Annotated in this window: 17 protein-coding genes and 1 tRNA gene; 14 read left to right on the forward strand and 4 right to left on the reverse strand. The window is 71.0% G+C overall.

The features are described from left to right. The first annotated feature begins 141 nt into the window (after positions 1-141). Positions 142-1,317, forward strand: coding sequence for an ADP-forming succinate--CoA ligase subunit beta (gene sucC, locus LC193_RS19455; protein ID WP_226075926.1), 1,176 nt, complete (start codon positions 142-144; stop codon positions 1,315-1,317). A gap of 28 nt (positions 1,318-1,345) precedes the next feature. Next, a complete protein-coding gene (sucD, locus tag LC193_RS19460; RefSeq protein WP_226075927.1) occupies positions 1,346-2,230 on the forward strand; it encodes a succinate--CoA ligase subunit alpha in 885 nt (294 codons plus the stop codon). 70 nt (positions 2,231-2,300) lie between these two features. Here sucD and LC193_RS19465 read toward each other — a convergent pair whose 3' ends face one another. After that, a complete protein-coding gene (locus LC193_RS19465) occupies positions 2,301-2,963 on the reverse strand; it encodes an RNA polymerase sigma factor (protein ID WP_226075928.1) in 663 nt (220 codons plus the stop codon). A 178-nt stretch (positions 2,964-3,141) separates the two neighbouring features. Here LC193_RS19465 and LC193_RS19470 point away from each other — a divergent pair, with 178 nt between their 5' ends. After that, positions 3,142-4,647: a cell division protein PerM gene (locus tag LC193_RS19470; RefSeq protein ID WP_226075929.1), complete on the forward strand. Its 1,506-nt coding sequence runs from the start codon at positions 3,142-3,144 to the stop codon at positions 4,645-4,647. A gap of 68 nt (positions 4,648-4,715) precedes the next feature. Here LC193_RS19470 and LC193_RS19475 read toward each other — a convergent pair whose 3' ends face one another. Then, entirely contained in the window at positions 4,716-5,465 is a 750-nt protein-coding gene (locus LC193_RS19475) for a hypothetical protein (protein ID WP_226075930.1), read from the reverse strand. Between the two features lie 153 nt (positions 5,466-5,618). On the opposite strand from LC193_RS19475, the gene purN reads away from it, so the two are divergent. Both purN and purH read left to right on the forward strand, forming a co-directional pair. Beyond that, positions 5,619-6,263 (forward strand): phosphoribosylglycinamide formyltransferase, encoded by a 645-nt coding sequence (purN, locus tag LC193_RS19480; protein WP_086158473.1) that lies wholly within the window; start codon positions 5,619-5,621, stop codon positions 6,261-6,263. After that, complete coding sequence (gene purH / locus LC193_RS19485) at positions 6,260-7,831, forward strand: bifunctional phosphoribosylaminoimidazolecarboxamide formyltransferase/IMP cyclohydrolase (RefSeq protein WP_226075932.1); 1,572 nt, start codon at positions 6,260-6,262, stop codon at positions 7,829-7,831. The genes purN and purH overlap by 4 nt, the downstream gene beginning before the upstream one ends. A 34-nt stretch (positions 7,832-7,865) precedes the next feature. Here the strand turns inward: purH and LC193_RS19490 are convergent, their stop codons facing one another. Further along, positions 7,866-8,135, reverse strand: coding sequence for a hypothetical protein (locus LC193_RS19490; RefSeq protein WP_226075935.1), 270 nt, complete (start codon positions 8,133-8,135; stop codon positions 7,866-7,868). 228 nt (positions 8,136-8,363) lie between these two features. On the opposite strand from LC193_RS19490, the gene LC193_RS19495 reads away from it, so the two are divergent. Together LC193_RS19495 and LC193_RS19500 are read left to right on the forward strand one after the other, a co-directional pair. Next, entirely contained in the window at positions 8,364-9,221 is an 858-nt protein-coding gene (locus tag LC193_RS19495) for a bifunctional methylenetetrahydrofolate dehydrogenase/methenyltetrahydrofolate cyclohydrolase (RefSeq protein ID WP_226075938.1), read from the forward strand. A 21-nt stretch (positions 9,222-9,242) separates the two neighbouring features. Then, the gene (locus tag LC193_RS19500; protein ID WP_226075939.1) at positions 9,243-9,656 is read left to right on the forward strand and encodes a DUF3017 domain-containing protein; all 414 of its coding nucleotides are present in this window, start codon (positions 9,243-9,245) and stop codon (positions 9,654-9,656) included. Positions 9,657-9,709: 53 nt separating this feature from the next. Here the strand turns inward: LC193_RS19500 and LC193_RS19505 are convergent. Beyond that, positions 9,710-9,780, reverse strand: a tRNA-Cys gene (locus LC193_RS19505). Between the two features lie 670 nt (positions 9,781-10,450). Between LC193_RS19505 and LC193_RS19510 the strand changes: the two genes are divergently transcribed. The 7 genes from LC193_RS19510 (at position 10,451) to trpC (ending at position 17,522) form a co-directional block, all read left to right on the forward strand. Further along, positions 10,451-11,377 (forward strand): type III PLP-dependent enzyme domain-containing protein, encoded by a 927-nt coding sequence (locus LC193_RS19510; protein WP_226075940.1) that lies wholly within the window; start codon positions 10,451-10,453, stop codon positions 11,375-11,377. Between the two features lie 77 nt (positions 11,378-11,454). Then, positions 11,455-12,087, forward strand: coding sequence for a pyridoxamine 5'-phosphate oxidase (pdxH, locus tag LC193_RS19515; RefSeq protein WP_226075941.1), 633 nt, complete (start codon positions 11,455-11,457; stop codon positions 12,085-12,087). Positions 12,088-12,114: 27 nt separating this feature from the next. Further along, on the forward strand, positions 12,115-12,807 hold the full coding sequence (locus LC193_RS19520) for a B3/B4 domain-containing protein (RefSeq protein WP_226075942.1): 693 nt from the start codon (positions 12,115-12,117) through the stop codon (positions 12,805-12,807). A gap of 54 nt (positions 12,808-12,861) precedes the next feature. Next, positions 12,862-13,560: a YggS family pyridoxal phosphate-dependent enzyme gene (locus tag LC193_RS19525; RefSeq protein WP_226075943.1), complete on the forward strand. Its 699-nt coding sequence runs from the start codon at positions 12,862-12,864 to the stop codon at positions 13,558-13,560. Between the two features lie 31 nt (positions 13,561-13,591). Beyond that, positions 13,592-15,700, forward strand: coding sequence for an oxidoreductase (locus tag LC193_RS19530; protein ID WP_226078748.1), 2,109 nt, complete (start codon positions 13,592-13,594; stop codon positions 15,698-15,700). Beyond that, on the forward strand, positions 15,700-16,734 hold the full coding sequence (gene trpD / locus LC193_RS19535) for an anthranilate phosphoribosyltransferase (protein WP_226075944.1): 1,035 nt from the start codon (positions 15,700-15,702) through the stop codon (positions 16,732-16,734). Before LC193_RS19530 ends, trpD begins: the two co-directional genes overlap by 1 nt. Continuing rightward, positions 16,731-17,522, forward strand: coding sequence for an indole-3-glycerol phosphate synthase TrpC (gene trpC, locus LC193_RS19540; RefSeq protein ID WP_226075947.1), 792 nt, complete (start codon positions 16,731-16,733; stop codon positions 17,520-17,522). The genes trpD and trpC overlap by 4 nt, the downstream gene beginning before the upstream one ends. The last annotated feature ends 28 nt before the right edge of the window (positions 17,523-17,550 follow it).

Below are 17,550 nucleotides of genomic sequence, written 5' to 3' on the forward strand. Positions count from 1 at the left end.
CCAGGATTCAAGCCCCCCGCCGGGGCCCGGATACGCTCGACTCCGGACTTGCCGCGTGCTTCGACGTCGCCTCGCAACGCGGCCACGCGGCACGCCCACGCTGACAACGACCGCGAGACACTGATTGAGGGACGGACGCGCGTGGACCTGTTCGAGTATCAGGCGAGGGACCTCTTCGCCAAGCATGGCGTACCGGTGCTGGCCGGCGAAGTCATCGACACGCCCGAGGCGGCGCGCGAGGCGACCGAGCGGCTCGGCGGTCGCGCGGTCGTCAAGGCGCAGGTGAAGACCGGCGGACGCGGCAAGGCCGGCGGGGTCAAGCTGGCCTCGGACCCGGAGGACGCGGTCGCCAAGGCCGGCGCCATCCTGGGCATGGACATCAAGGGCCACACCGTCCACCGCGTCATGCTGGCCCAGACGGCGGACATCGCCGATGAGTACTACGTCTCCTTCCTCCTCGACCGCACCAACCGGACGTTCCTCGCCATGGCGTCCGTCGAGGGCGGCGTGGAGATCGAGGAGGTCGCGGCCAACAACCCCGAGGCGCTGGCGAAGATCCCCGTCGACGCGGTCGAGGGGGTCACCGAGGCCAAGGCGCGCGAGATCACCGAGGCGGCGCGGTTCCCCGCGGAGATCGCCGACCAGGTGGTCGACGTCCTTCAGCGGCTGTGGACCGTCTTCGTCGAGGAGGACGCGCTGCTGGTGGAGGTCAACCCGCTGGTGAAGACCGGTGACGGCCGGATCGTCGCGCTCGACGGGAAGGTGTCGCTCGACGCCAACGCCGAGTTCCGCCAGCCGGAGCACGCCGCCCTTGAGGACACGGCCGCGGCGAACCCGCTGGAGGCCGCGGCCAAGGAGCGCGGCCTCAACTACGTGAAGCTCGACGGCGGTTCCGTCGGCATCATCGGCAACGGCGCGGGGCTGGTCATGAGCACCCTGGACGTCGTCGCCTACGCGGGCGAGGCGCACGGCGGCGTGAAGCCGGCCAACTTCCTCGACATCGGCGGCGGCGCCTCCGCCGAGGTGATGGCCAACGGTCTGGAGATCATCCTCGGCGACCCCGAGGTGCGGTCCGTCTTCGTCAACGTCTTCGGCGGCATCACCGCGTGCGACGCCGTGGCGAACGGCATCGTGCAGGCCCTGGAGCTGCTGAAGTCCAAGGGCGAGGACGTGCGCAAGCCGCTGGTGGTCCGGCTCGACGGCAACAACGCCGAGCTGGGGCGCAAGATCCTCACCGACGCCGACCACCCGCTCGTCGAGCAGGTGGACACCATGGACGGAGCGGCCGACCGCGCCGCCGAGCTGGCCGCCAAGTAACGCGGAGTAAAGGACACCGACTCACACCATGGCTATCTTCCTCACCAAGGAGAGCAAGGTCATCGTCCAGGGGATGACCGGCTCGGAAGGCCAGAAGCACACGCGGCGGATGCTGGCGGCGGGCACCAACATCGTCGGCGGCGTCAACCCGCGCAAGGCCGGCCAGACCGTCGACTTCGACGGCACCGAGGTGCCCGTCTTCGGCGGCGTCAAGGAGGCCGTCGAGGCCACCGGCGCCGACGTGACGGTCATCTTCGTCCCGGAGAAGTTCACCAAGGACGCCGTCATCGAGGCCATCGACGCGGAGATCCCGCTGGCCGTCGTGATCACCGAGGGCATCGCGGTCCACGACACCGCCGCGTTCTGGTCCCACGCGGGCCGGAAGGGCAACAAGACGCGCATCATCGGTCCGAACTGCCCCGGCCTGATCACCCCCGGTCAGTCGAACGCGGGCATCATCCCGGCCGACATCACCAAGCCGGGCCGCATCGGCCTGGTCTCCAAGTCCGGCACGCTGACCTACCAGATGATGTACGAGCTGCGGGACATCGGCTTCAGCTCCTGCGTCGGCATCGGCGGCGACCCGGTCATCGGCACCACGCACATCGACGCCCTCGCGGCGTTCGAGGCGGACCCGGAGACCGACCTCATCGTGATGATCGGCGAGATCGGCGGCGACGCCGAGGAGCGGGCCGCGGACTTCATCAAGGCCAACGTGACCAAGCCGGTCGTCGGCTACGTCGCGGGCTTCACCGCGCCCGAGGGCAAGACGATGGGGCACGCCGGCGCGATCGTCTCCGGCTCCTCCGGCACCGCCCAGGCCAAGCAGGAGGCCCTGGAGGCGGCCGGCGTCAAGGTCGGCAAGACGCCGTCCGAGACCGCCCGCCTGGCCCGCGAGCTGCTCACGGCCTGACCCGGCACGCGGCACTTCCCCCGCGGGGCCCGGCACCGTACGTGGTACGGCACCGGGCCCCGCGCCGTGTTCAGCCGGTCAGCACGGCCGTGAGGGCGATCGACAGCACGGCCGTCGCGGCGAGCGCGAACGCCGCCCACGTGCGGCGGCGGGTGAGCCGTTCGCCCGCGGCGCGCAGGGTGGCGGGGCAGCCGGGGACGACCGGGTGGCCGGCCGCGAACTGCCGCAGCAGGTGCGCCAGCGCCACGCCCCGCTGCTCCTCCGCGGTGTCCGCGAGGCCGGGCAGCCGGGCGGCCAGCGCCTCGCGCGCCCCCAGCACCCGGCCGGCCGTGGCCCGGGTGCTCGCCTCGGTCTCGGCCGCGGTCTCCGAGAGGCCGAGGCCCACCCCGTCGTGCAGGATCAGGCTGCGCCGGTAGCTGCGGGGCAGGCTCAGCAGCGCTTCGAGCAGGACCCGGTCCTCAGGCGGCACCGCCCGCAGCTCCCCGCCGCGCCGCCCCGGCACCAGCTGGTGCCAGGGCGAGAGCGCGTACTCGTGCGTCGCGGCCCGCAGCCAGCCCGCCGGATCGGGGTCGACGGCCACCTCGGGCCAGCGTTCCCAGGCCCGGTGGAACGCGTGGACGACGGCCCGTTCCGCGAGCCCGCGACGGCCGCACAGCAGGAACGCCTGCCGGGTGAGCGGCGTGGCCTGGCGCACGTACAGCCGGTCGAACGCCGCGGCCGGGGTCCCGCTCACCCGTCCCGCCGCGACGGGCGGGCCGCGCGGCTCCCGGCCGGGCGGGCCGGGCGGGCCGGTCGAGTACGGTCCTCGGCACACCATCGGTATGTAAAAAGGTGCATACGCTTATATTGAGCGACACATCGGGGAAAACCGGTTACCCGCCCGTTCCGGGTGTTGTTGGCAGCATGGCCGCGTGCGACACGTTCTCCGGTACCTCGCCCCGCTCGGCGGTGCCCGCCGCCGCTGGTTCCTGGAGGGCATGCTCGCCGCCGGGCTCGGCCTCGCGGCGATCGCCGTGCTCGTCCTGCTGCTGTGGACCCTCTCGTCCCACCCGGACAGCGGCGTCGGCGGCGCGCTGCGCCTGGCCGCCGACCTGTGGCTGCTGGCCCACGGCGCCGACCTCACGCGTGCCGCGACGGACGGCGGGCCGCCGGCCCCCGTCGGTGTCACGCCGCTGCTGCTCACCGTGCTGCCGCTGTGGCTGCTGCGCCGCGCGGTCGGCGTGTGCGACTGGTCGCCGCAGCCGGGCCAGGGCGCGCTCGCCGCGCTGTGGATCTCCTGCGGCTACCTCGCCGTCGCCGCGGCGGTCGTCCCGCACACCGCGCCCGCCGCCCTCTCCGCCGACCCGCTCAGCGCGCTCGCCCACCTGCCGCTGTTCGCGCTCGCCGTCACCCTCGCCGCCGCCTTCGCCATCAGCGGCCCGCCCCTCGCGGCGCCCGCCGACGGAACGGGCCCCTTCGACGGGCGCCGCCTCGTGGCCGCCGGGCGCATCGCGCTGACCGGCCTCGGCGCCTGCTGCGCCGCGGGGGCGCTGCTGTTCCTCCTCGGGTTCGCGCAGGGAGCCCACCGCGCGCAGGACGCGCTGGGACAGCTGGGCCCCGACTGGGCCGGCCGCCTCGCGGTGCTGTGCCTCGCCGTCGCCCTGCTGCCCAACGCCGTCGTGTGGGCCACGGCCTGGGGGCTCGGCCCCGGTTTCACGCTCGGCGCGGGCAGCGCCGTCACCCCGGCGGCCGTCACCGGGACCGCCCCCGACCTGCCGCCGTTCCCGCTGCTCGCCGCGCTGCCGGCCGGCGCGGCCTGGCCGTGGGCCGCCGCGCTCGTCCCGGTGGCCGCCGCCACGTCGGTGGCGTGGGCCACCGCGCGCGCCGCGGTGCCCGACCGCGGCCGGCGCGCCACCGCAGCGGGCTGGGGCGGCACCGTCCTGACCGTGCTGCTCGCCGGCTGCGGCGCCGGCGCCGCGCTCGGCCTGCTCGCGGCGCTGGCCGGCGGGCCGCTCGGCACCGGCGCGCTCGCCGCGTTCGGTCCTGATCCGGTGCCGACGGCCCTGGCCGCCGCCGTCTGGACCGCCGTGCCCGCCGTGCCGCTCGCCCTCGCGCTGCGCCTGTGGCGGCTGCGCCGGACGCGCTGGGCCAGGGCCGGCGCGGGCCGCGCCGTGGCGCGCGCCGCGCGGCTGCGCCCCACACGCCGGCGCGAAGCGGCGCCGACCGGCGCGCGGCGCCGCTTCGCGCTCAGGCGCGGACGCCGCGGCCGGGCGCCCTCCGACGGCTGGCACACCACCGGTGCCCGCAGGACGCGCTGGGCGGCCCTCAAGAAGTCCTCGGGAACGCTCGTCCCCGAACTCCCCGACCCCGGGGACCCGGCGGGCCGCCCCGGCGCGTCCCGGCCGGCGGCCACCGACGAGCCCGCGCCCCGCCCCTGAACGGCGGCGGGCCCCGGCGGAACGGGGAAACGTTCCGCCGGGGCCCGCCGTTCAGGCGTACCGGCGCCTCAGTCCTGCTCGCCCAGTATCGAGCGGAGCTGGCTGGGCAGCAGCTCCTCGCACGTCTCGCGCGACGGGGTGGTCAGCGCGTCGCTCGTGCAGTCGAAGTAGTCCTTGTAGACCAGCTGAACGGTGTAGGTCGCCGCGACGATCATGAGCGCGGCCGAGGCCAGCACGATGCCCGACACCGCCGCCGCGAACTGCGGACGCGGCTCGCGCCCGCCCGGGCCCCGGCCGGCCCGGCCCCCGCCGCCCGGCGGCTCCGCCGCACCCGCACCCGCCGCGTCCGGCCGCCGCTCGCCGCCGTCCGCGGACTCCTTCGGCCCGCCGCGCAGCGCGCTGATGCCCCAGTACAGGGCGAGGGCGCCGAGCAGCAGCGCCAGCCACTCCCAGCCGAGCAGCCCGCCGAAGAGGCCCCACATGCCGGCGAGCACCGCGTACCGCGCGTGCCGCTGCGCCGGGTCGGACGGGTCCCACCTGGGGCCGCCGGGGCCCCCGGGTCTGCGCTCCTGGTCACCCGGCGGCTCGCCGAACCCGCCATTCTGCCGCTTCGGCTGACGCCGGCTCCACTGGCTGCCCCAGCGCTGCCGCTGGCCCTCGTCCCGGTCCCCTTCGCCCTGCCGGTCGTCGCCGTCCCGGCCCTCGGGCCGACGCGGTCGCCACGGCCTGTCCTGCTGTCCCTCGGGCGGCGGCGCGAAGGGATTGTCCTCCTCGCTATTCCGGTCCTGCTGGCCGGCAGCGCGACGTGGCTCCGTCATCGTTGTCGTCGAGTCTCCCTCTTAGGTGCCGGACCGCTCCGCAGGCGCCGGTGCCTTCGACCGTACCTGGCCCGGGCCCAACCGGGGCACGGGGGGCGTGGGGCGTACCGGTATCGTTGCGGCTCCCGGCCCCCTCCGAGAAAGACCCCGATCGTGGCTGCTGCCCCCGAGCGTACGTCTCCGGCGCGCGTCGTCGTCCTCGTCTCCGGCTCGGGCACCAATCTCCAGGCCCTCCTCGACGCGGCGGCGGAACGGGACCCGGCCGGCCGGCCCTACGGCGCCGAGGTGGTGGCCGTCGGGGCCGACCGGGACGGCATCGAGGGGCTGCGGCGCGCCGAGCGGGCCGGGGTGCCCACGTTCGTGACGCGCGTGCGCGACCACGCCACCCGCGCCGAGTGGGACCTGGCCCTGGCCGACGCGGTCGCCGCGCACCGGCCCGACCTGGTGGTGTCGGCCGGGTTCATGAAGATCGTGGGGGCCGCGTTCCTGTCCGCGTTCGGCGGACGGACCATCAACACCCACCCGGCGCTGCTGCCGAGCTTCCCCGGCGCGCACGGGGTGCGCGACGCCCTCGCGCACGGCGCGAAGGTCACCGGTTGCACGGTCCACTTCATGGACGCCGGCGTGGACTCAGGACCGATCATCGCCCAGGAGGCGGTGGCGATCCATGAGGAGGACGACGAGGAAACGCTGCACGAGCGCATCAAGGACGTCGAGCGGCGCCTCCTCGTCGACGTCGTGGGCCGCCTCGCCCGCGACGGATACAGGATCGAGGGACGGAAGGTGCATATCCCGTGACCGCGGAAGAGACGAGGCGGCCCATCCGCCGCGCGCTGGTCAGCGTCTACGACAAGACCGGCCTTGAGGAGCTGGCGGGAGGGCTCCACGCGGCCGGGGTGCGGATCGTGTCGACCGGCTCGACGGCGGCACGGATCGCCGCGGCCGGCGTGCCGGTCACGCCGGTGGAGGAGCTGACCGGCTTCCCCGAGTGCCTGGACGGCCGGGTCAAGACGCTGCACCCGCGCGTGCACGCCGGGCTCCTGGCCGACCAGCGGCTCGCGGGGCACCGGGAGCAGCTCGACGAGCTGGGCATCGAGCCGTTCGACCTGGTCGTCGGCAACCTCTACCCGTTCCGGCTGACCGTCGAGTCCGGCGCGTCGCCCGACGAGTGCGTGGAGCAGATCGACATCGGCGGCCCCGCGATGCTGCGCGCCGCCGCCAAGAACCACCCCTCGGTCGCGGTCGTCACCGACCCCGCGCGCTACCAGGACGTGCTGACCGCGGCGGCCGGCGGCGGCTTCACGCTGGAGGAGCGGCGGCGGCTGGCCGCGCAGGCGTTCGCCCACACCGCCTCCTACGACGCGGCGGTGGCCGCGTGGTTCGCCCGCCTGGACGCGCCCGCCCCGGCGGCGGACGAGCCGTTCGCGGAACGCGCCGACCTGGCGTTCTCGCTCGACCGCGTGCTGCGGTACGGGGAGAACCCGCACCAGGCCGCCGCGCTCTACGCCGACGGCTCGGGCACGGGCCTCGCGGCGGCCGAGCAGCTGCACGGCAAGGAGATGTCGTACAACAACTACGTGGACACCGAGGCGGCCCGCCGGGCGGCCTACGACCACGACGAGCCGTGCGTCGCGATCATCAAGCACAGCAACCCGTGCGGCATCGCGGTGGGCGAGGACGTCGCCGAGGCGCACCGCAAGGCGCACGCCTGCGACCCGCTGTCCGCCTTCGGCGGTGTCATCGCCGTGAACCGGCCGGTGTCGGTGGCCATGGCGGAGCAGGTCGCGGAGATCTTCACCGAGGTCATCGTGGCGCCCGCCTACGAGGACGGCGCGGTCGAGGCGCTGGCCCGCAAGAAGAACATCCGCGTGCTGCGCTGCCCCGGGGCGCCGGCCGCCGCCACCGAGTACCGGCCCGTCGACGGCGGCGCGCTCGTGCAGGTGGCCGACCGGCTCCAGGCGCCGGGGGACGACCCGGCGGCCTGGGAACTCGTCTCGGGCGAGCCGCTGCCGGAAGCGGAGCTGGCGCAGCTCGCGTTCGCCTGGCGCGCGTGCCGGGCCGTGAAGTCCAACGCGATCCTGCTGGCCAAGGACGGCGCCACGGTCGGCGTCGGCATGGGCCAGGTCAACCGCGTCGACTCGGCCAGGCTCGCGGTGCAGCGGGCGGGCGAGGAGCGCGCCGCGGGCGCGTACGCCGCGTCGGACGCGTTCTTCCCGTTCCCCGACGGCCTTGAGGTGCTGACCGCGGCGGGCGTGCGGGCCGTCGTGCAGCCGGGCGGCTCGGTGCGCGACGAGCAGGTGATCGAGGCGGCCCGCGCGGCCTCGGTCACGATGTACCTCACCGGGACCCGGCACTTCTTCCACTGATCCCGCCGGGCCCCGGCCCGGGTCCTGCTCCGGCTCAGTGCCTGGGCCGGTGCAGGAGCCCGACGAGGACGTCGTGCAGCACCTCGTGGTCGCGCGGGTCGTGCAGCCGGTACGGCCCGCCCTCCACGGTGTACCACTCGTCCGCTCCGGCGTAGCGGATGCGGAGGGTGAGGGCCCCGTCGGGCCCCGCCGCGGTGTGGAGTTCGAGTTCGCCGGTGACGACCCCGACCTCCTTCGTCATCACGCCGCCGCGCGGCGCGGTGAACACGGAGTACTTCTCGGTCATGTCGCTCATGGTGGCCATGCCGCTATTCCAGCAGGGAACGGCTCCCGCGCCGCGCATTCCGCGCGCCCCCGCCGCCGCGCGTCGCTGCGGCGGGGGCGGGCCCGCTTTCCGTCCGGCCCGGTGCGTTGCTTCCGCATGACCGCCGCGGACCGTTCCGGGCTCGTCGCATGCCTGATCGTGACCGGTTCCCTGCGGTGGCCGGGGGCGGATTGGTGGCCGGGGCGGGCCATCCGCGAGGATGGGGGCATGAGTGCCGAGATTCTCGATGGCAAGGCCACCGCAGCCGCGATCAAGTCCGACCTGACCACGCGCGTCGCAGCCCTGAAGGAGCGCGGCGTCACCCCAGGACTCGGCACGCTGCTCGTGGGCGACGACGTGGGCAGCCAGAAGTACGTGGCGGGCAAGCACCGCGACTGCGCGGCCGTCGGGATCGCCTCGATCCAGCGCGAGCTGCCCGCGACGGCGTCGCAGGCGGAGGTCGAGGCGGTCGTCCGCGAGCTGAACGAGGACCCGGCCTGCACCGGCTACCTGGTCCAGCTGCCGCTGCCCCGCGGCATCGACGTCAACCGCGTGCTCGAACTGGTCGATCCGGCCAAGGACGCCGACGGCCTCCACCCCACCAACCTCGGGCGCCTGGTGCTCGGTGAGCCGGCCCCGCTGCCGTGCACGCCCAACGGCATCATCACGCTCCTGCGCCGCTACGGCGTCGCCATCGCCGGGGCGCACGTGGTCGTCGTCGGCCGCGGCGTGACGGTCGGCAGGTCGCTGCCGCTGATGCTGACCCGCCGCAGCGAGAACGCGACGGTGACGCAGGTGCACACCGGCACCCGCGAGGTGTCCGAGCACCTGCGGCGGGCCGACATCGTGGTGGCCGCGGCCGGCGTGCCGCACCTGGTGAAGCCCGAGGACATCAAGCCGGGCGCCGCCGTGCTCGACGTCGGTGTCAGCCGCGACGAGCACGGCAAGATCGTCGGGGACGTGCACCCCGGCGTCGCCGAGGTCGCCGGCTGGCTCTCGCCCAACCCGGGCGGCGTCGGCCCGATGACCCGCGCGATGCTGCTCCAGAACGTCGTGGAGGCCGCCGAGCGCGCGGCCGAGGGCTGAGGCGGGGGGAGCGGCGTTCTCATGGTCGCGAACGGCGCCGCGTGGCGCAGGCGGCGCAGGATCGCGGACAAGTACCCGACGCGCGGCACCGCGCGGCCCGAGGGCGGGCGGCGCAGCGCGGGCGGTGACGCCCCGGCCGCGCTGCGGCAGTGGCCGTTCCTGCTCGTCCTCGGCACGGTGCTCGCCGGACTGCTGATCACGCTGGCCGACTTCCGCATCGGCCTGCTCGTCGTGGGCGGGGGGCTGCTCGGCGGCGCCCCGCTGCGCGTGTGGGTGCCGGACGTCGGGATGCTCGCGGTCAGGTCCAGGTTCACCGACGTGGTGACGTACACGGTGCTCGGCAGCGCGATCGTGCTGCTGACGCTGATGGCGGAGCCTGACCCGTGGCTGGAAGTGCCCTTCCTGAGCGACGTGCTGCGGTTCTCCGCCGGCTGATCCGGCCGGCGCCGGGGCTGGAGAAAGTCCTGGTGAAGGTCTGGATCATGGAGAGGTCGCGATTGGATTCGAACCAATGTAAGCCGCTTTGCAGGCGGCTCCCTAGCCACTCGGGCACACGACCAAAGAGGGCAGCGGAAATTCCCGACTGCGGGGCTGCGAACGTCGCGTCGCGCTGATGAAGGTACATCGACGGAAGCCGGCTCCGTCAATGGCTGTCCGAATGCTGAAACATTGCAGCAGTGTGAACTGGCCAACTCTGAGCGCCGTGGCTCGTTTTCGTCGGTTGAATCTTGCCAATCCGCGATCGGCGCTGTTAGGTTCTGCCTTCCTCCGGTCCATTCGCGTCGGAACCATGAGAACGAAACAGCGTCGTTCGTAGCGAGTGAGGGTCCATACGGCTCCATGAATTGAGCCGGCCTCCCGACGTATGCACCTCTGAGAACCATTCCGCAGGAAAGCACAAGTAGGGGAGTTGTGTCTTGACAGCACTGTCGGAATCGTGGCTTAGCGGTATCAATCTGAAGCTCATCGCCGACCAGGTGGGTACGCCCGTCTTCATCTACAGCGAGGGTCAGTTCCGCAAGAACCTGGCTCGCTTACGGAAGGCCGCAGACGGCGCAGGTCTCGGCGAGCGGGTCGAATTCTACATTCCGTTTTTCCCGAACTCGAACCCGCATCACCTCGCGCCTCTCAAGGAGCTGGACGGCTTCGGTGTCCTGGTCCAGCTGCCCAGTGAGTACAGACTCCTGCGTGCTCACGGGTTCGACAAGTTCATCGTGTCCCCGGGGCACGTGTCCGACGAAGAGATCAGCTTCTGGGACAGCACGCGCTGTTCCACGTTCCTCGCCAGCCTGGACGAGGTGGCGCATTCCCTGGCCACGCACGCACCGTCCATCAGCGTTCGCGTCGACTCCCTCGACTCAGGCAAGCCCGGCGTCAAGTACGGGGAGCTGGAGCGGCTTTCGAACCTGCTGCGGGAGTACGACCGGGACCTCGACTGCGTCGAGGTGTACTGCGGCAGCGGCAACTCGCTCGACGACATGGTCCGTACGGTCGAGGAGATGTTCGAGGTTTTCCAGAAGTACTTCCCCACCGCCCGGGGCATCAACTTCGCCGGCGGCCACGGCTTCGACTACGACGCTCACGCGGAAGCGGACAAGCACTTCGACTGGTCGCTCTACTTCCGTCGGCTCGCCGATGCCGCCCGGCGTATGGGCATCCCCGACGACGTGACGTTCCTCTTCGAACCCGCTCGTGACGTCCTCGCGGACACGGGCGCGCTGCTGATGTCGGTGGAACGTTCCGTCATCACCACCCCCGTCTCGTCCATCGTGGTCACCGACGGATGCCGGATGCTCATGCCCTCGGCTCAGCTGAGGAACCGTGGCCACAACACCGCGTTCCTCGACCAGGACATGCGCGAGATCGTCAACGAGCGGGGCATCAGCGCTGCTGTCCGGGGCCGCACGATCCTGCGCAACGACTACCTGCTGCCGGGTGAGGTCCACGTCCCGGAGGGGGTCGACGCGACGAGCTACATGGTCATTCTCGACACCGGGGCGTACTGCGCCACCCAGCACATGGAATTCCTGAACGTACCGCCGGCCGCCGAGGTTCTGGTGAACAGCGACGGGTCCGTGGACCTGATCACCGCGGCCGGCGACGAACTCGACAAGTGGCGCAACCTTCTTGAGGAGAAGCAGCGGGTCAGGAGCTGACGTCGGTCGTGGAGCCGAACGGTCCGTAGTTCTTGCGGGTTCTCAGCCCGGACATCTCGGTCACACAGGAGATCCTCATGCCGTCACCTCATGATGGACTGCCGGAAATAGCTCAAGGCCCCGCTGCCGAAAGCGCACCATTCGACCTCTTCGAGCGCTGGTATGAGGAGGCCGAGGCCAGTGAACCGAACGACCCGAACGCGATGGCCGTAGCGACCGCGGACGCCGGCGGCCTCCCCGACGTGCGCATGGTGCTGCTCAAGCACCGTGACTCCCGCGGCTTCGTGTTCTTCACGAACACCACCTCCGCGAAGGGGCGCGAACTCGCGGAGAACAGCCAGGCGGCCGGACTCCTGCACTGGAAGAGTCTGCGACGGCAGGTGCGCTTCCGCGGACCGGTCGAGCTCGTCACACCCGAAGAGTCCGATGCCTACTTCGCCTCCCGGGCCCGCGACAGCCGGATCGGCGCCTGGGCGAGTCGGCAGTCCAGCCCGCTGGCCGCCCGAAAAGTGCTGGAAGACGCCATTGAGGCGGAGGCGAGACGCTTCGAAGGCCGGCAGGTCCCGCGTCCTCCGTATTGGGCGGGATACCGCATCAAGCCTGTCTACCTGGAGTTCTGGTCCGATCGAGCGTTTCGGCTTCACGACCGGGTCGTTTTTGCCAGGATGACCCCGCAGGGCGCCTGGGAGCACGGGCGCCTCTACCCGTAACAGCTGTTGCAGAAGGGGGCATCAAGTATGTACTTCACCCACGCCGACGAGGTCTGGGCCGAACATCCGAGCCTGCGAGCACTCGCCCTCACGGCCGGCGGACTCACCGCGGCCAGGACCGACGAGGCGCAGCTGTCCGAGCTCGCCGAGCGTATCGACCGACGCCAGAACCGGATGGCGGAGGCCGAGATGCCGGAAATCGCGGCGTGGCGTGAGGCTTTTTCGCGCATGGGGCTCAAACCCACGCAGTACCGGTGCGCTTCTGAGGCACTGCTGCGCCGGTACCGGAAGGACAAAAGCCTCCCCCGCTTCCATCCGGTGGTCGACTACCTCAACCACGTCTCCATGGCATACGCCATCCCCATCGCGGTGTTCGACACGTCACGCATCGGTGCCGGCATCACCGTGCGCCCCGCCGCGGGAGCGGAGAACTACGAGACGTTCCAGGGGGAGACCGAGAACCCCGGCCCGGGGGAGATCGTCTTCAGCGACCCGGACGGGCACGCGCACTCGCGACGCTGGACCTTCCGCCAGTCCGCTCGCTCAGCGGTGTCCAAGGAGAGTGAGTCGGCCCTGATCGTGGTGGAAGCGCACCACGCCACGGCCTCGGAGGACTTGGCCGAGATGGAAGGCGAGTTGAAGACGGGGCTGGCCGCACTCGGCGTCACCCTTGGCGGCTCGGCTCTCCTGTCGGAGAGTCACCGCTTGTTCGAGTTCTGACCCATGTGCTGCCCCGCCGCCGGGCGGGGCAGCACACCGGACGAGGAGAACTTCGTGAGCACGCCAGACCACTCCGGCATAGCGAACGGCCTTGCCCGCGTACGCGGGCAGATCGCTGCTGCCGCCGCACGGGCGGGGCGCAAGGCCGAAGGCGTACGGCTGATCGCCGCCTGCAAGACCTTCGACGCGGATACCGTGCGAGAGGCCATCGGGTGTGACCAGACGGTGTTCGGTGAGAACTACGTGCAGGAGGCGAAGGCCAAATGGCCCGGCCTCAAGGACGAGTATCCGCACACCGAACTCCACCTCATCGGGCCGCTGCAATCCAACAAGGCGCGTGAGGCCGTAGCCCTGTTCGATGTCATTCACTCCCTGGACCGTCATTCCCTCGCCAAGGCGCTGTCCCGTCAGTGTGAGAACCAGGGGCGTCAGCCGGTGGTGTACGTGCAGGTCAACACGGGAGAAGAACGGCAGAAGTCCGGCGTCCTCCCCGCAGAAGCCGACGAGTTCATTTCAGCCTGCCGCAACCTCTACCAGTTGAACGTCACCGGACTCATGTGTATACCCCCGGCGGGGCAGTCATCCGAGCAGCACTTCGACCTGCTCGCGAAGATAGCCGCACGCAACGGGCTCAGTGAGTTGTCGATGGGAATGAGCAGTGATTACGCCGCGGCCGTCGCGCACGGCGCGACCAGCGTGCGTGTAGGATCCGCGATCTTCGGTAACCGGGTCTATCCGCCGGCCGCCCAGTAGGAAATCCAACACGGCTTCTCGCGTGATCACGATGAAGGGAAGACCTGTATTGTCTCGCCCCTCTCGCTTCGATATCCTTTTCGAGCCGCTTCAAATAGGCCCTGTCACCAGCAAGAACCGCTTCTATCAGGTGCCCCACTGCAACGGCATGGGCCGAGCCCATCCGTCCCCCATGGCGGCTATGCGCGGTATAAAGGCCGAGGGCGGTTGGGGAGTGGTGTGCACCGAACAGTGCGACATCCACTACTCGGGCCAGCACCAGCGCGAACTGCGCCTCTGGGACGCCCAGGACATCCCGACGCTGGCGCGGGCCAGCTACCAGATCCACGAGCACGGCGCGTTGGCCGGCGTGGAGCTGGCCCACAACGGCGGACATGTGGCCAACCTGGAATCCCGTGCCGTGCCGATCGCCCCCAGCGCGGAGGCCACCCGCGGTCTTCTTCCCGGCACCGCCCGCGCTATGGACAAGAACGACATCAAGGCCTTTCGCCGGTGGCACCGCGAGGCCGCGCTCAACGCCAAGCGTGCCGGCTTCGATATCGTCTACATCTATGCCGGGCACAGCATGACGTTGCCCATCAATTTCCTTTCACCCAGCAGGAACAAGCGCACCGACGAATACGGCGGCAGCTTGGAGAACCGCGCCCGCCTGCTGCGTGAGCTGATCGAGGACACGAAGGAAGCCATCGGCGACACCTGCGCCGTGGCGGTCCGTTTCTGCATCGACGAAATGATGGGCCCCCGTGGGATCACCGCGGACGGCGAGGGCTACGAGGTCATCGAACTCCTCGGTGAACTGCCCGACTTGTGGGACATCAACATCTCCAACATGGCGTACGACGGGGCGACGGCCCGGTTCGAATCAGAGGGCTGGCAGGAGAAGTACGTCAAGCGCGCCAAGCAGGCCACCACGAAGCCCGTGGTCGGTGTGGGGCGCTTCACCTCGCCCGACACCATGGTCGCCATGCTCAGGTCCGGCACCTTGGACCTGATCGGGGCCGCCCGCCCCTCGATTGCCGACCCCTTCCTCCCTTCCAAGATCGAACAGGGCCGTTTCGACGACATCCGAGAGTGCATCGGCTGCAACATCTGCCTGGCCTTCGACTCTCTCGGCGCCCCCATCCGCTGCACGCAGAACCCCACGATGGGCGAGGAATGGCGTCGCGGCTGGCATCCCGAGACCATCCCGCCCAAGGACACCGACGACACCGTGCTTGTCGTCGGTGGCGGTCCCGCCGGACTGGAGGCCGCTCGGGGGCTGGGCCAGCGCGGCTATGACGTGATTCTCTGCGAAGAGAGCCGTGAACTCGGAGGACGGGTCACCCGCGAGGCCCGGCTGCCCGGCCTCGCGACGTACGGCCGTGTGCGCGACTGGCGCCTCGAACAGCTCAAGCGCATGAGGAACGTGCAGCTCCTGCCCGGCAACCGCGTCACGGCGGACCTGGTCCTGGAAGCCGGCTGCTCCCTGGTGGCCATCGCCACCGGGGCGACGTGGCGTGGTGACGGTGTCGGGCGCTACCACACCGAGCCGATTCCCGGTCTGGGTGACGTCGACGTGTTCACGCCGGATGACATCATGGACGGCCGGCTCCCCCACGGCCGTGTGGTGATCTACGACGACGACCACTACTACATGGCCAGCGTCATCGCGGAGCAGCTCGCCGCCGCGGGGTGCGACGTCACGTTCGCGACCCCGGAGCCCACAGTCGCGGCCTTCACCCAGTACACGGCCGAGCAGAAGCGCGTCCAGCGCCGCATCATCGAACTCTGCTCCGCGGTCCGCACCTCCACTGCGCTCGCTCGCACCGAGCCGGGCACCGCCTACCTCGCCTGCACCTACACGCGACGTGAAACCGCCGTGGCCGTCGACGCGGTCGTCCTGTCCACGGGACAGATCCCCAGGGACACGCTCTACCAGGAGTTGGCAGAACTCGGACCCGCCACCTTCGAGAAGGCAGGCGTTCGCCGAGTGGTGCGGGTGGGCGACGCCCTCGGTCCCGGGATCATCGCTGGCGCCGTGCACAGCGGGCACCTGTTCGCTCGCACCCTCGATACCGCCCTGACCGATGAGGCCCCCTACCGGCGCGAGAACGTCACACCTGACTGGGACCGGCCCCTGCCCTTGAGAGGTACCGCGTGATGGGAACGTTCAAGGAGTTCCTCGCCAAGACAGCCGACGGACATCCCCTGACCCGGCAGGAAGCCGCCGACGCCTTCACGGCCATGACGACTGGTGAGGCAACCCCTTCCCAGATCGGCGCGTTCCTGATGGCCCTGCGCGTGCGCGGGGAGACGGTCGACGAGATCACAGGCGCGGCGACCAGCCTGCGCGGCAGAATGCGCACGGTCGAGGCACCCCTGGGCGCGGTCGACATCGTGGGCACGGGGGGCGACGCCTCCGGCTCGTACAACATCTCCACATGCGCCGCGCTCATCGTCGCCGGTGCGGACGTCCCCGTGGCCAAGCACGGAAATCGCGCGCTGTCCTCCCGTTCCGGCGCGACCGACGTGCTGGGAGCCCTCGGCGTGCGGACCGATCTCTCGTCGGCAGAGGTCGAGCACTGCCTCTCCGCGGCGGGCATCGGCTTCATGCACGCGCCGAACCACCATCCCGCCCTCCAGCATGTGGCGCCCACGCGTGTCGAACTCGCCACTCGCACCGTGTTCAACATCCTCGGTCCGCTGCTCAACCCCGCCGGGGTCCGGCATCACCTGGTCGGCGTCTACTCCCGGCACTGGGTCGAGCCCCTTGCCCGGGTGCTGGGCGAACTGGGATCCACACACGCGCTGGTGGTGCACGGCTCGGACGGCCTCGACGAGGTCACCACCACCGGTCCCACGTACGTCGCGGAATTGGTGGACGGCGTGGTGAAGACCTTCGAGATCACACCCGGCGAGGTGGGCATCCGCACGGCCCGCCCCGAGGAACTGCGGGGAGGGACGCCTGCCCACAACGCCGCATCGTTGCGGGCGGTTCTCGATCGGGCCCAGGGGCCGTACCGGGACATCGCGGTGCTGAACGCTGCCGCCGCGCTGCTCGCGGCGTCCCACGTCACCGACCTCAGGCAGGGCGTCGCCCTGGCAGCCGGGTCCATCGATTCCGGACGGGCAGGGGAACGTCTGTCCGCCTTGATCGCAGCATCCAACGCCAAGGTCACCGAGGACGTCTCATGAGCGATCTGCTGACTCGTATCACTGCGTACAAGCGTGAGGAGATCACCGAAGCCAAAAGGCAGCGGCCACTGGTGGCTCTGCGAGAGCGAGCCGCGAGCATGGCGCCTCCCAGAGGCTTCCTGACCGCCATCGAACAACGGCAGCAGCAGGACGAGTACGCGCTGATCGCCGAGGTGAAGAAGAAGAGCCCGTCCAAGGGCATGATCCGCCCGGACTTCGACCCGGCGGAGCTTGCCCGCGCCTACGAGGCGGGGGGCGCCACCTGCGTATCCGTACTCACCGATGGTCCTTCGTTCGACGGTGGCCTGGACCACTTGGACATCGTCCGGGCGACAGTCGGACTGCCTCTGCTCCGCAAGGACTTCATGCTCGATCCCTACCAGGTGGTCGAATCCAGGGTTTGGGGAGCGGACGCGATCCTGCTGATGCTGTCCACCGTCGATGATGACACCGCCCTCGCCATCGAGGATGCCGCGCGAGAGTTCGGTATGGACGTCCTGGTCGAAGTGCACGACAGCGAGGAACTGGAACGGGCGGCCCAGCTGCGGTCCCGACTGATCGGGATCAACAACCGCGACCTCAAGACCATGGAGACCAGTCTGGCGACGGCGGAGAATCTCGCCCCGCAGGTCCCCGAGGGCAAGATCATCGTCGGCGAGAGCGGGTTGCGCACTCCGCAAGACCTCGAACGCATGGCAGCCGCCGGCATCACGGCGTTCCTCGTAGGGGAGAGTCTGGCACGAGTTCCCGATGTCGAGTCCGCGACGCGAGCGCTCCTGGCACAGTAGTTGCCGTCACTGAAGCAGCGGTTGGACG

This window comes from Streptomyces marincola, from assembly GCF_020410765.1.
GTDB classification, from domain to species: Bacteria; Actinomycetota; Actinomycetes; order Streptomycetales; family Streptomycetaceae; genus Streptomyces; species Streptomyces marincola.

Excerpts from the sequence above, each read along its gene's own strand:
- sucD (WP_226075927.1), top strand. The coding sequence starts at position 1,346 with ATGGCTATCTTCCTCACCAAGGAGAGCAAGGTCATCGTCCAGGGGATG.
- LC193_RS19475 (WP_226075930.1), bottom strand. The coding sequence starts at position 5,465 with ATGACGGAGCCACGTCGCGCTGCCGGCCAGCAGGACCGGAATAGCGAG.
- LC193_RS19490 (WP_226075935.1), bottom strand. The coding sequence starts at position 8,135 with ATGGCCACCATGAGCGACATGACCGAGAAGTACTCCGTGTTCACCGCG.
- LC193_RS19495 (WP_226075938.1), top strand. The coding sequence starts at position 8,364 with ATGAGTGCCGAGATTCTCGATGGCAAGGCCACCGCAGCCGCGATCAAG.
- LC193_RS19500 (WP_226075939.1), top strand. The coding sequence starts at position 9,243 with ATGGTCGCGAACGGCGCCGCGTGGCGCAGGCGGCGCAGGATCGCGGAC.
- pdxH (WP_226075941.1), top strand. The coding sequence starts at position 11,455 with ATGCCGTCACCTCATGATGGACTGCCGGAAATAGCTCAAGGCCCCGCT.
- LC193_RS19520 (WP_226075942.1), top strand. The coding sequence starts at position 12,115 with ATGTACTTCACCCACGCCGACGAGGTCTGGGCCGAACATCCGAGCCTG.
- LC193_RS19530 (WP_226078748.1), top strand. The coding sequence starts at position 13,592 with ATGAAGGGAAGACCTGTATTGTCTCGCCCCTCTCGCTTCGATATCCTT.
- trpD (WP_226075944.1), top strand. The coding sequence starts at position 15,700 with ATGGGAACGTTCAAGGAGTTCCTCGCCAAGACAGCCGACGGACATCCC.
- trpC (WP_226075947.1), top strand. The coding sequence starts at position 16,731 with ATGAGCGATCTGCTGACTCGTATCACTGCGTACAAGCGTGAGGAGATC.